Raw genomic sequence first — 14574 nt, forward strand, 5'->3', positions numbered from 1 at the left:
CAAGATTTTCGTTTGTTTGCGGGTGTTCTTAAAAGAAATCAAACCCAGCAGAGCTGGATAAAAATCCCTAAGGGCTAAAACACCAAGGGCTTGCTACCAAAGATTTACACGGAAAACAGAAAACAGAAGAAAAGCACGGGAAAAAGAGAAAGGGGACATAAAAGACATGAAAAACGGAAAACATAATTAAACCACGAGATTTCACACGATTTACACAAGAAACAAATAACAGAGAACGGAAAAAGCTATCCACCCCGCTCTTTTCGTGGTGAACTCCTAACGCGAATACAAAAAAGAAAACTCTTTTCGTGCCTGCCTGCCGTAGGCATGGCTTTCGTGGCGAGGTATTTGTTTTTCTTTTTACACTTGACAACGTCAACAAATAGAGATATAGAGTAAGTGTCTTGTTTAGGAATAAGATTAAGGAAAAACAATGGTATACATTAAATATTTTTTAGTAAGCGTGCTTTTGGAGGGATTATGAAAAAATTCTGTCTGATTGTTTTAGGGTTAATTATGTTTGCAAAAATGAGTTATGCCGTTAACAGCTGGGTAATACAATATTCCGATAACATTGGGGACATAAGTTTTCCCGATTCGCTTCACGGTTGGGCAGTAGGCGGCATAACTACCAATCATGATGGAAGAGTCCTGTTTACCAATGATGGAGGAAAAACATGGACTGAAAAAATTCTAGTCAATGCAGGAGCTTTGATGAGTCTGGATTGTATCGGTTTTTCCGGTTATTTGAACGGACTTGTAGGCGGTAGGTATAGTCAAGCTGTTACAGGAGGGGCTGCCACCGGGTGGTACTTAATATCTACAGGAAATGGGTTTAATACATTTACTACTTCGGGACAATATCTGGAATCGCATTATCAATATGGAGGCGTTGGAAAAATAAAGTCTACATCAGACGGTTTAATCTGGAGTGGTTATCAAGGAAGTTCTTTGACCACGGGAAGTACGTTTTTACTGGCCGGACATAGTATGCAACTGGATAGTAAACCTATACCCCGAGTATGGTGCGCTTTAGATTATTCTTATATGTGGATGGCTTATGGATTATTCTATAGAACTACTACGGGAGTTAGTGATTTATCTCCTTTATATGAATTTCAAACAATAAACGATATGGACTTCGTAGACATTCTCCACGGATGGGCAGTTGGAGATTCAGGAAAAATATTATATACCGATAACGGCGGAACCGATAGCGTATGGGAAACACTGTCAAGTGGAGTAACCAATAGTTTAAAATGCGTAAAATTTGTTGACTCGTTGAACGGATGGGTAGGCGGACAAGGAGTTATTTTGAGAACAAGAGATGGTGGGAAAATATGGGAAGTAGAAGCAACGGTTCCCGGCACTGTATCCAAAATATGCGCCATAGATACAATCTATGTATGGGCGTTAAATACAACTTATAAGGGGAGCAGTATCTTGAAATATAATCCCCTTATTGGAGTAGAACAACAGGGTAGCTTTCCGCCTAAGGCGGATCAGTTGTTAGTTATAAAAAATAAAATTTCCTTCTCCGTTCCTAATGACTATTATACTAATATACTAATAACGATTTACGATTTAAGTGGAAGACCAAAAGAGACTGTTTATTCCGGCACATTAACTAAAGGGGATTATACCTTCACGCCCAACATCCACAAAAACGGGATTTATTTTGTAAGACTAACAGCTGTTTGTCATTCTGACACTGAACGAAGTGAAGGGGAAGAATCTAATATACTAACAGAAACCAAGAAACTAATTTTAGTAAAATAAAGAATAAGTCATATAGAAAAAGAGCGGATACTACCCTATAAGTTCGAGCAAGGGCTCGAACTTACCTCTTCGACAGATTGGACTATTTTCTCTCTAAAGCTTTCCCGCTATGGCTTCCGCAACCTCGAGCGTCGTCGCTTTCCCGCCCAGGTCATAAGTTCTTACTTTGCCTTCCTGTAAAACCTTTATAACTGCCTGCTCGATTTTAGTCGCTTTTTCGGTTTCTCCAAGCCAGTCAAGCATCAACTTGCTCGTAAATATTGTAGCAATCGGGTTAACTTTATACATACCCGTATATTTCGGTGCCGACCCGTGTACAGGTTCAAACACGCCATATTTGTCGCCGGTATTCGCGGATGCCGCAAATCCCAATCCGCCCACAAGCTGTCCCGCCAAATCCGAAACTATATCTCCGAACATATTTGAAGTGCATAACACGGAATAATCCTGCGGATTCTTTACCAGCCACATACACATCGCATCAATGTTCGCTTCCCAAAATGCAATTCCGGGATATTCTTTCGCTATTTTTCTTGCTTCCCTTAACATCAACCCCGACGTTTCCCTTATTACGTTTGGTTTTTCAACAAGTGTCACGGATTTACGTCCGGTCTTTTTTGCATATTCAAAAGCCGCCCTGATTATTCTTTGCGCGCTTTTTCTGGTTATTATCCTTAAAGAAATAGCCATATCGCCCGAAGCCGCACCGGCAAACTTTTTCATAGCCGGGCTATTTTTATCCAGAGCCTGTCTTACTTCATCGGGAACGGGATGAAACTCTACCCCGGAATACAAATCCTCGGTGTTTTCCCTGAATACAACAATGTCTATGTCTTCACGATAATTCAACGGGTTGCCCGGGTATGCTTTGCAGGGTCTGAGATTAACGTACAAATCGAACATCTGGCGCATTTTAACTATCGGGCTAAAATATACTAACCCTTTATCCCGCAATCTTTCATCAAGTTCTGCGACTGCTTCTTCTTTTGGCATAGAGGTAATTGCGCCAAAAAGACAGCAATCGGTTTCTTTTAATAATTGTATCGTCCTCTCAGGCAAAGCATTCCCTTCGTGTTTCCAGAACTCCCAACCGATATCCCCATAAATATATTCCGCATCTAATTTTAAAGCATCCAATACTATTTTTGCTGCTTCTACAACTTCTTTCCCTACGCCGTCTCCCGGCAAAACCGAAATCTTATACTTCGCCATCGTTCCCTCCCATTCGTTTACCAGCCCTTAGCTTGCTTAGGGCTGGTTATCCAGCTCCGCTGGAGATATTTAATGTTTAATATTTAATTTGTCTGTAATGTACGTTATGCTCCCAAGCACACCCGCCTCGTCCCCGAGTTTTGCAGGAACGATTGTGAGTTTTTTTCTTTTGTTTTTCCCGGTGTAAGGCAATAGAAACAGCCGCTTTTCCAATGTATCATTTATTTTGTTGAATAATATTTTTCCTGCTTTCGAGACTCCACCGCCGATTACGACTATCTCCGGATCCATTATGGCGCAAGCGTTCGCAATCCCTATCCCGAGATAATAACCAACGCCCTCAATTATTGACAACGAAAATTTGTCTCCTTTATAAGCTTCTTTTGATATGACTTCCGGGGTTATTTTGGAGTGTTTAACAAGCGACGTTTTTATGCCCAGCATAAGTCCTTGTTTTGCTTTGAGCACGATTGCCGCGCTTCCAACGAAAGTCTCCAGACAGCCGTAGTTACCGCATTCACAAGCCGCCCCGTCCGGAGCGATGGTAGTATGCCCGATTTCTCCTGCGAATCCTTCGCCGGTATATAACTTGTTGTCGTTTATAATCCCTCCACCGACTCCCGTCCCGAGGGTGAGAAGCAACATACTGTGTGAGCCTTTACCCGCGCCGTGTTTCCATTCACCGAATGCGTACATATTGGCGTCGTTTTCTACGGTGACCGGAATTTTAAGTTTATGTTCGAGAAAATCTTTCAAGGAAGTGTTGTTTATTTTTGCAAGGTTGGGAGAAGAGTATACGATTCCGTTCCCGATGAGTCCCGCTATTCCTATTCCAATTGCATCCGGCTTAAAGGTTTTTGCGATTGATGCAATTTGTTCACGGATGGCGGATGTGTCCGTGGGGAAACTTTTGAACTCAGTTATTTCGGGAGGCACAACGGATACGCCTGCTTTTATGTTGGTTCCACCGATGTCCAACCCTAAAATCTTTTTAAAAGATTTCATAAATTATTATTGTCTAATATAAGGATATTCGTTAATCTGTCAAGTAATTCGTTAATCTTGGAATCTCTATTCTGTTGTTTTTTTCTGTGCTTATGCTTTGTAGGGAACAGGTGTGTCTGTTCCCTACGTTCGGAAGTTGTGCTGCATATCACAAATTAGTATACTTTCGTGTTTTAGAGATTTCTATCTTTTATTTTTTCCCTCTCTGTTTCCATTTTATGCTTGACATCCGTTTATATTAAAATTAATATGGTGAAAGACTATTTATTGTTCGGGGAGGATATAACAAATGAAAAGATTTTCTTTTATTTTAGGAATGTTATTAATTATATGTAGTTTAGCCAGAGGAGAAGGCGGCTTGACTAAAAAAGATTGCGACAGCTGCGACCGGAACAAGCTTGCCACACCAATGACCTCTCTTACCGTTTTTTATGCGGACAGTTTTTGCGGTGGTTATACCGCAAAAGGCGTAAGTATCCGTAATACACGTTCAGGCAATATTACGATTGGCGACATTCCTGCCGGTTCTACAATCAAAAAAGCTTTCCTCTACTGGAACGCATTAACTTCAACTCTGGATTTCATCACCGGGAACTCCGGTGTTTTTAACGGCACTCCGATTACGGGCGGATTTACGGGTTCGGACGACGACCCTTGCTGGTCTGTTGGGTATTCGCAATCTTTTAGAAAAGATGTCACTTCTCTTGTCACAGGAAACGGAACGTATAGCCTGACTTCGTTCAACGGCGGATATTATTCCGAGGGCGCAACTCTTGTAGTTTTCTACGAGAATACTGCTCTCAGTAAAAAATCTTTTGTGCTATACGATGGAAATGTGCTTTTTGCCAGCACTACCGGCGTTGAAAGCTATAATTGGACAGTACAATGGATACAAGCATCAAGCCCTGTAGTTGAAGCAAAAATCACATATATTATTGCCGATGGACAAGGCCCGGGACTCCCGGATTTAATGTTCTATAATGATTCATTATTAGACGCTAACTGCACGGAAGGTTTTGACGGTCCCTATTGGGATACCAAAACTTATGACGTCACTTCTCTCACCCCCCCCGGAAGTAACGTAGCCCACTGTCGATATGAATTAATGTCTGGAACATCGGGACAGGACTGCGTAACCCTTCTGGCATGCGTTTGGGAAGTCAGCATCAGCTCTTCCTGTGAAGGAAAGATAGAAGAAGAAAGCCGGCTTAATAATATGGAATTAAGTTTTAATGACGGGGATTTGATATTTATAATCCATGACAAAGGATATACATCTCTTAGTTTGTATGACGTTGTGGGGAGACGCGCCAAAATCCTGTTTGACAAAGAAATAAATGCAGGAATTTACACGACAGAGATAAGCAAACGAATACCAAAAGGTGTATACCTTGCAGTTTTAAAGCATACAGGCAAAAACTCAAAACCGGAAACAATCACAAAAAAAATAATACTCTGGTAACTTTCCGTGAGGCAAATTTTTCTACTCTTTTTTTCTTGCAAAAAGTAAAATCACAATATACTCTGTAAAATTAACAATTATAAAATAAACAGTGAAATAGTCCCGTAAAGCGGTGGCCAAATCCCTGTTGAAAAAGTTTTGTTTTTTGAAAATGGAGGGAATATGCGAAAGACTTTCGGCAGTTTTTTAGTCGGGATTTTATTACTCCCGGCTGTTTTATTGGGCGGACAAAAAACCGCAGTTCGTAACGTAACCATTCAGCGAGCCACCGTTCTTCAAACAAAGGGCGGAACAAAATCGGGCGTCCCTGCAGAAATCAATTACCAAGGGTGGCTCGGTTCGGCAACGGACACTTCAGCAATCACGGATAAATTAAATATGGTATTCAAGTTATATGATACTGTAACAGGCGGCACGGAATTATGGACAGAATCACAAGACACCGTGTATGTAATCAAAGGAGTATTCAACGTACTACTCGGCAGCGTAACGCCTATACCCGACAGCTTCTTTAATAATACTTCTCTTTACCTCGAGACACAGGTAGAAAGCGAAGCGTTATCCCCGAGGAAAAAACTTACAAGCGTAGGTTATGCAATAAAATCAAAACGTTCGGACAATGCAACCCGCGCCGATACAGCCACTACGGCTATCAACTTACAAGGCTTAGACACAACTATCTTCAACGGCAAATATGTATCTAAATCCGGAGATAATATGACGGGTCATCTTTCCGTTTCGGCGACTTCAGCTAATGATATGATTTCTTCAACTCAATCAGGTACGGGCAGCGCAGGATATTTTCAGATAACCAACGGTTCAAACACAAACCCGGTATTGTACGGAACCACAAATGGCACGGGTAGTGCGGGGCATTTTCAGGTAAGCAATGCGTCAAATTCAAATCCTGCGGTATATGGTGTCACGAATGGCAGCGGGGAATCCATGTACGGGGCTGCAAGCGGAAGCGGAATTGCAGTGCGCGGAACTACAAACGGTACGGGTAGGGCAGGGTATTTTTCAATAAATAATGCTTCAAATTCAACTGATGCATTCTATGGAACTACGAACGGCAGTGGGAATGCAATTTATGGTTACACGACTGGCTTGGGCAAGGCAGGATATTTCCAGATAAACAATGCTTCAAACTCAAATCCTGCAGTGCAGGGATCTACAAATGGCAGCGGGAGTGCAGTGCGCGGATTGGCAAGCGGGATATCCAGCGCCGGAGGATTTGAAATAAGTAATGTTTCAAATTCGGCTTCCGCACTGTATGGAACGACAAACGGCAGCGGAAATGCACTATATGGTAGTACAACCGGCACGGGCAGGGCAGGGTATTTCAATATAAATAATGCTTCGAACTCGGCGGATTTGCTTTATTTAAATTCAAACGGAAGCGGTAATTTTATAAATGCTTCTAACGGCGCGTATCTCAGTAATGGCGGAACATGGACTGACGCAAGCAGCCGCGAATATAAAGAAAACATAGAAGACCTGCGGTTGGACGAGGCGATAAGCACGGTAAGGAACTTAAATCCGGTTAAATTCAATTATAAGAAATACGCGGGAGAAAAGTGTGTAGGCTTTATAGCGGAAGACGTGCCTGACCTTGTAGCGACGAAAGATAGAAAAGGGTTGTCGCCGATGGACATCGTCGCAGCTTTGACAAAAGTAGTGCAGGAACAACAGAAAAACATACAGCAACAGCAGAAACAAATAAACGCGCTCAAGGAAAAAATAGACCAACTGTCGAAATAAAATAATTTATCGTGGGGTACGCTTGTCCGCCCTTTTGTTTGTTTTATTTCGATTAACTATTACACTATTATACTAATAACGAATCCCTTCTCTGCGTCTATCGGTGTTAGGAGTTTACCCCGCCCCGGCGGGGCGGTTCCAATTTTCCCTTCTCTGTTTTTCGTGTTCTCCGTTTTCATTTGTTAGGAGTTTATCCCGCAAGATGCGGGGTGGTAATATTTTCTGTTTTTTATGCTTGACAACTTAAACAAACAAAGATATATAGTAAGGGTCTTGTTTAGAGTTTAAGACAAGGAGAAACAATGGGATACATTAAATATTTTTTAGTAAGCGCAGTCTTGGGCGGATTTGTTTTTACTTATAACGATGGAACCAACATAAGCAATGCTCCGGGGTGTTCCTGTAGTTCCGATTTTACCCAGCATTCCGTTGCCGTGGATTCGCGAAACCGTGTTCATATCGTATGGCTTAGTGATGAGATTTCCGATACAACCTCAAAATTATTAAACACTTATAAAGCGAAATTCCTCACAAAAAATATAAACTTGTTAAAAAACAAGGACGGGAATTCGTTATGTCGTCTTTTTTATAATCGTTCTCTTGAGATGGGAAAAACGTTTATTGATACAACCGGCGACACGACAAAACTTACCGGGCTTTCTCTTTCTTACAGGCGTTCTCTCGACGGAGGAGCAACTTTTGATAGCGTCTTAAGACTTGCTGATACAATTTATTCTCCGCCTACTATCTCAACTAACAACCTGGATGCCGTTCATATATTTTATACTAAATATGCAGAGAATTATCATATTCATTATCTTCGTTCCGCAGACGGCGGAAGCGTATGGGAAGATACGGTATTATACGAATCAGACTCGACTTCGTCTTTGGGAGGCGTATGTATGGATGTATCCGGAGATAATGTCGTCCATTCAATCTGGAGAAAAACAATAAGTGACACTATTAATTTTATTTATACTCATTCTTTTAACAGCGGTTTGCAGTGGTCAACGCCGGTTGAAAATTTGGTAACCACTCCTGACATATCTATAACTTTAGGAGAACCGGGGGATGCTCTTATACCGTCGTATGCTCCTTGCCCGGCAATATCCTCTTTTGATAATTTTGTGCATCTGGTATGGCAGGATTCAAGGGACGATTCAAGCGGAGAAATATATTACAAACGTTCGATGGACAGCGGGCAAGTCTGGAGCTCCGACAGCAGACTTACGACGGATAGCGCTTATTCCATTTGTCCGACGGTTGCTTCGAGCGGGAATTCAGTCTATATAGGATGGTTGCAAAAAGAAAAACAAGACTCCGGATTCTCTTATTATATAAAACATTCCGCGGATGGAGGAACAAGTTGGGACTCTTCCGTTTGTCTGGTCCCGGAAACGGAAAACCTGCTTTCAATTTTTGGAACACCTCAAGTTAACACCCGGGATAATTTTGTGACGGTTATTTATGGAGTTGCCGAATATGACAGTTCAGAAGGAAGGGATATTGCAAAAACCCACTTAAAATATTCGAATGATAATGGGTTAATTTGGAATAGTATTACTTTCGGCGCACAAGGTTGTGTCGCTTATTGCCCGTCGGCAACAATTGACAACTCCGGAAATAGCCATATAGTATGGACAGGCGGAATATACCAACTTAATACCCGGGATATTTATTATGCGAAAGTTTCGTTAATTGCAGTGGAAGAAAATTCAAATATTAAATATCAAAATGTAAAAATGAAAATAATTAAAAATAAAATCTTCCTCTCCGTTCCTAATGACTATTGCCCTAATACACTAATAACGATTTACGATTTAAGCGGACGACCAAAAGAGACTCTCTATTCCGGCACATTAACTAAAGGCGATTATACCTTTACGCCCAACATCCACAAGAGCGGAATCTATTTTGTGAGACTGAATGCGGGGAACTTTGCAGAAACGAAAAAACTAATACTGATAAAATAGAAAAAAAAGAAATATGATCCGCGAATTCACGCGAATATACGCGAATAAAAAAATAGAAGACAGGATTTACAGGATGAGTACAGAGGATAATAAAGAGAGTCCCGATAACTTGCCTGACGGCAGTCAGGAATCGGGATCAGAATGACAGAAAAAAGGGGGAATTATGCATAAATTTACGAAGTTTGTGTTCGCGTTTATACTTTGCGGAAACGTAGTGTATGGGACAGGTAGATGGTCGTTAACCGGGGATCTTAATACACCAAGAAACGGTTCTCAGTTTGTAACGCTCACGGATTCAAAAGTTATGATGTTGGGCGGAATGTCAACCGCGGCTTCAATAAGTTATGAAACTTTTGACCCGGCTACAGGAAAATGGCAGAGGGATAATTACCCTGTTGATACTACTTTAGAAGCAAATGACCACACTTCTGCAATATTGCTCCCGAACGGAAACGTTTTACTCGAAAGCAATCACGGGTACCTCTGGAATTATAACCCGCAAACAAAAACATGGCAAAATACCTGGCTTCACTGGCAAACTTCCCTTTCAGGGTCAATGCAAGAATGTTGGAACTTATTATATGATGGAAGAGTGCTTTTTGTTGACCGCCCGGCTGGACCACCCTGTTATATTTATGAATGGGAGATAGATTCTTTGCGCAGGATTGCAAATAATATTGATGGTTCAAGTAGTTTATATGACCGTTTCAATTCTGCGGAAGTAAGATTGCCGGACGGAAAGGTTATGATGGTTGGCGGATGGAGACTCGACCAGCAGGTCTATAAATCTTGCGAAGTTTTTGACCCGGTCTCGGAAACGTTTAGTTACACGGATTCCTTATTAACCGGGTTGTGTAAACATGTAGCTGTTTTGTTAAGAACATCCCCTCAAAAAGTATTAACCGCCGGCGGACAGACAACGGCATCCCAGTTGTATGACGTTTCAACCCAAAAATGGTCATATTCAGGAGCACAAAATATTTCCCCGAGAGTAATCCCGGCACTGGCGTTACTCCCAAACGGCAAAGCATTTTTAATTGCAGGAAGCGGCTTAAAAAGTTGTGAACTTTATGACCCGGCAACCGGGATGTGGACAAATACAGACTCTATGGCAATAAACAGATGGCATTTCTCTGCTGCGATTCTACCTACGGGAAAAGTTTTAGTTGCCGGAGATTATAATGTCCCTTCTGATGCAAGAACCGAAATTTATGATCCTGCGGAAAATCCGGGATGGACGACCAAAGCACAATTAAATACATCACGCTGTGCGGCTACCGCAACATTATTGCCAATAAAATATATTGCCGATTGTTCGTCCCACGTCCTTATCGTCGGCGGAGAAGATGCCGGCGGAACGGCATTGTCTTCATGCGAATTATTTTGTTATCAGTTTGATACTACTAAATATACGGGTTCATTAAATACCCCGAGAACACACCATACCGCAAATTTGACGGCTGACCCGGAGGGTAAAGTTTTTGTCGCGGGCGGTAAAAACACAGGCTCGGCGCTTAGTTCTTGCGAAATGTATGACTTGAACGGAGGAATATGGTCTTCTACGGCAAGTATGAACACTCCAAGATTTGACCATACTTCCACTTTATTAAAAGACGGAACTATTCTTGTTACGGGTGGAGAAAATACCGGTTATACAAACACTTGTGAAATATTTAATGGAAGCATTTGGACAACTACAGCAGCAATGACAACGGCAAGAGCAAGACATACGGCGGTTTTGTTGCTGAACGGAAATATAATGGTAATCGGAGGAGAAACCTCGGCAGGGACACCAACCAATACTTGCGAAATGTGGAATCCCGCATCCGGAAACTGGACATCCACAGGAAACTTAATTACTTCTCGTTGCTGGCACAGCGCTGTTTTATTGCAAAGCGGAAAAGTTCTTGTAATCGGTGGAAAAGGAACCGGCGGAACCGCACTCTCAAGTTGTGAAATTTATGACCCGGCAACCGGACAATGGTCTCAGGCGCCAAGCCTCAACCAGGCTCGTTATTTACACAGCGCTACAATGACTTATGCAGGATTAGTAATGGTTTCCGGTGGAAACGGCGACTTGACGTCCTGTGAAATTTATGACCCGGCAACAAATGAATGGACAAATACCGGAACGCTTACTTCGGGAAGAAGTTATTTTTCAACTATCCTTGTTCCCGGGGAAAAACCTTTTGTGTATGCAATTGGAGGAATCGGTAGCAGCAACGTTCTCAGTTCTATAGAAAGATTTGATTTTGGACTTGGATACGAATTCACATGGCAATCAAGTATATATAATTATAATCCTATAACCGCTATATCTTCTACTATGGCCATAGAGGGCTCACTCTTCAGAGACATAACGGAAGCAGACGGCGGAAATCATTGTCACGTATCAAATACCGATCATCCTATTATTTCTCTTGTGCGTATCGGCGGCGGAAATTTCCAGGGTAACGGCGGAGGAGATATTATTACGATGCCTTCAAGCTCTTACTGGGATACGGCTAATACAATCGTGCACCCGCAAGTGTCCGATTTCGCAGGATATTACAGATTGTGGTCAATAGTAAACGGAATTCCTTGTAAGTGGTATGAACCAAAAATGGCAGTGGAAGAACCTTCCATTTCGGATTTTGGATTGGGGAATGCGGATTTAAAGATAATAAAAGAAAAGATTTATTTGGATGTGCCGAAGGCAATGCAGGCAGAATTAAAAATATATGATTTATGCGGAAGACTTCAAAGCACTGTCTATAATGGCATATTTAGTAAAGGGGATTACACGTTCACGCCGAACATAAAAAAGAGCGGTGTATATTTTGTGAGATTAACGGCGGGAAATTATAAGCAAACCAAAAAACTTGTTTTAGTAAAATAATATTTGTAGGGGCAGACCTGAGTGTCTGCCCGTTCTGTTAAAAACTTTTAATTTAGTAAAGGAGAAAGATGAGAAAATATTTGATATTTTCTATTGTTTTTATTGTAGTAACAACCTCTAATAGTTTTGCTCAACACCCGGGTTGGACTGTGTATGACAGTTCAAACTCAGGGTTGTTTGACGACTGGGTCAGGGCTATTGCAATAGACGGAAATAATAAATGGATTGGCACCGGTTGGAGCCTTACAAAGTTTGACGGGACTAACTGGACTGCTGTGATTGAAATCCCGGGAATCAGCGTTATTACAGTAGAAGGGAGCAATAAATGGGTCGGCAATCATTATGGTGGTCTTATGAAGTTTGACGGAACTAACTGGACTATTTATGATACCTCAAATTCACCTTTGCCTGATATTCGGGTTTTTGCTATTGCTTTAGAAGGGAGCAATAAATGGGTCGGCACTCTTGGGGATATTTATGCAGGTGGCCACCCCGGCGGTGGTCTTGCAAAGTTTGACGGAACTAACTGGACTACCTATGACACGTCAAATTCCGGTTTGCTCGATAACTGGATTACAGCTATTGCAATAGAAGGGAACAATAAATGGATTGGCAATTATGACGATGGACTTGTAAAATTTGACGGGACTAACTGGACTGTATACGACACTTCAAATTCCGGGCTGCCCGATAATGACGTTCGGGTTATTGCAATACAAGGGAATAATAAATGGATTGGTACCTGGGGCGGCGGCATTGCAAAATTTGACGGGACTAACTGGACTACCTATGACACATTAAATTCCGGACTGCCGGATAACGATGTCTATGCTCTTGCAATACAAGGAAACAATATATGGGCCGGCACTCTTGGTGGCGGCATTGCAAAGTTCGACGGCACTAACTGGACTGTTTATGACACATTAAATTCCGGACTGCCTTCTAACGACGTCACTGTTCTTACGCTGGACGGAAATAAACTCTGGATTGGAACTTTTTGGAGCGGTATTGCAGTGTATAATACGACGGGAATAGAAGAAAGTAAAGAGTTGAAAGCTCAAAGTTCAGAGTTGAGAGTTATTAAAAATAAAATTTCCCTCTCCGTCCCCAATAACTATTATACTAATACACTAATAACTATCTACGACTTATCAGGTAGACTTCAAAGCACTCTCTATTCCGGCACATTAACTAAAGGCGATTATACCTTTACTCCCAATATCCACAAGAGCGGGATATATTTTGTGAGACTGACCGCGGGGGATTATAAGGAAACGAAAAAATTAGTACTGATAAAATGAAAAATATTTTGCTGGCACTTATAATTTTATTAGCGAGTAATATTACATCCGCAGATTCTTCCAATTTTCCAATACCTAATACCCAATTACCCAATGACAAATTACCTAATACCCAATTACCCAATGTGGAACATCCCGCCTCCTTGGCGGTGAACCAATTACCTAATACCCTGAAAATTATTTGTATTCTTCAATGTTGTTTTATGAGAAAGAAAAAGGAGCATTAAAAATAGATATTGTTTAGGAGAAGATAAATAATGAAAAATAAAATCGCATTATTCTTTTCTTTAATAATTATTTTAACGCCTTCTTTTGCGCACGGGTTTAAAAGTTATTTTCACGTCTGTCCTCTTTCCCTTGATAAAGGCTTCCCCTCTTTCACGAGTATGGATTTTATGGAACTCGGCTTCGGCGCAGGTCCCGTAGTCGTAGGAACTGACTTTATCGGGTACAAAGTAATGCCGGGATTTTATCAATATAATGTAGAAATGCTCCCAATAAAAGCGTATATTATTTTATCCGATTCTAAAAAAATGAAACTCTACACATACTTAAATTACAGTTCTTTTGGTTGGTCTGAAATTACCAATGAATGTTATTATGGTTCGTCTTGGGTTCGTTCGCTTTCGCTTGGCATAGGCGCTACTTTTTATCAAAGTTTACGATTCCGCATAGGGTATTATAATGCTAATTCCCAAACCCCATGCCCACTTCGGACTAATACTATTTACACCTCCTTAGGAGTAGGTGTGCCCGATTTTTATGGAAAATGGAAACTTGTAAAAGGAAAGAAAGATAGTTTTGGCAGAATAGCTACGTCTATGTTATGCGGGATCTTGGCAGGTCCCCTTGTTGGACTCGCAGGAGTTGGCGTTTTTGGCAAAATAAATGGTTGCGATAATAGCTGCCTTGTTGACCCGGATGCATTCCCGATATTCTTTTTGGGTGCGCCTGCCGGAGCGATTGTAGGACTTGCTTCCGGCATATACTGGAACACTTGTAAATAATCCCTGTTTAAATTTTTCTGTATTCTGTTTTTATGCTCTCTGCGGACTCAGCGTCCCTGCCTGCCGTTAGGCATGGTTTTATTCTTTCTGTTCTCTGTTCTTCTGATCACTGATCCACCTGAGGCGGAACCACTGACCACTATTTCTATCCAGCTCAGCTGGGTTCTCAGTGTTTGGAGTTTACCCTTCTCCATTT

10 protein-coding genes are annotated in these 14574 nt (G+C 41.5%); 8 read left to right on the top strand and 2 right to left on the bottom strand.

Annotated features, from left to right (window positions below):
- Positions 1-480: 480 nt before the first annotated feature.
- The gene (locus WC614_08235; GenBank protein MFA5032992.1) at positions 481-1779 is read left to right on the top strand and encodes a YCF48-related protein; all 1299 of its coding nucleotides are present in this window, start codon (positions 481-483) and stop codon (positions 1777-1779) included.
- Positions 1780-1872: 93 nt separating this feature from the next.
- Here WC614_08235 and WC614_08240 read toward each other — a convergent pair whose 3' ends face one another.
- Together WC614_08240 and WC614_08245 are read right to left on the bottom strand one after the other, a co-directional pair.
- Positions 1873-2991 (bottom strand): isocitrate/isopropylmalate dehydrogenase family protein, encoded by a 1119-nt coding sequence (locus WC614_08240; protein ID MFA5032993.1) that lies wholly within the window; start codon positions 2989-2991, stop codon positions 1873-1875.
- Between the two features lie 69 nt (positions 2992-3060).
- The gene (locus WC614_08245) at positions 3061-3996 is read right to left on the bottom strand and encodes an ROK family protein (GenBank protein ID MFA5032994.1); all 936 of its coding nucleotides are present in this window, start codon (positions 3994-3996) and stop codon (positions 3061-3063) included.
- Between the two features lie 289 nt (positions 3997-4285).
- On the opposite strand from WC614_08245, the gene WC614_08250 reads away from it, so the two are divergent.
- The 7 genes from WC614_08250 to WC614_08280 all read left to right on the top strand — a co-directional run bounded on the left by WC614_08250 (position 4286) and on the right by WC614_08280 (position 14378).
- Positions 4286-5458: a hypothetical protein gene (locus WC614_08250; GenBank protein MFA5032995.1), complete on the top strand. Its 1173-nt coding sequence runs from the start codon at positions 4286-4288 to the stop codon at positions 5456-5458.
- A gap of 162 nt (positions 5459-5620) precedes the next feature.
- Positions 5621-7219 carry a tail fiber domain-containing protein gene (locus WC614_08255; GenBank protein MFA5032996.1) on the top strand — a complete coding sequence of 533 codons (1599 nt, stop codon included), beginning with the start codon at positions 5621-5623 and terminating at the stop codon, positions 7217-7219.
- A gap of 302 nt (positions 7220-7521) precedes the next feature.
- Positions 7522-9192, top strand: coding sequence for a T9SS type A sorting domain-containing protein (locus WC614_08260; GenBank protein MFA5032997.1), 1671 nt, complete (start codon positions 7522-7524; stop codon positions 9190-9192).
- 163 nt (positions 9193-9355) lie between these two features.
- Entirely contained in the window at positions 9356-12070 is a 2715-nt protein-coding gene (locus WC614_08265) for a kelch repeat-containing protein (GenBank protein ID MFA5032998.1), read from the top strand.
- A 68-nt stretch (positions 12071-12138) separates the two neighbouring features.
- A complete protein-coding gene (locus WC614_08270) occupies positions 12139-13371 on the top strand; it encodes a T9SS type A sorting domain-containing protein (protein MFA5032999.1) in 1233 nt (410 codons plus the stop codon).
- Positions 13368-13598, top strand: coding sequence for a hypothetical protein (locus WC614_08275; GenBank protein MFA5033000.1), 231 nt, complete (start codon positions 13368-13370; stop codon positions 13596-13598). Before WC614_08270 ends, WC614_08275 begins: the two co-directional genes overlap by 4 nt.
- A gap of 30 nt (positions 13599-13628) precedes the next feature.
- The gene (locus tag WC614_08280) at positions 13629-14378 is read left to right on the top strand and encodes a hypothetical protein (protein ID MFA5033001.1); all 750 of its coding nucleotides are present in this window, start codon (positions 13629-13631) and stop codon (positions 14376-14378) included.
- Positions 14379-14574 lie beyond the last annotated feature (196 nt).

The organism is bacterium, from assembly GCA_041649255.1.
GTDB lineage: Bacteria > Hydrothermota > UBA3073 > JACQXS01 > JAQTXJ01 > JAQTXJ01.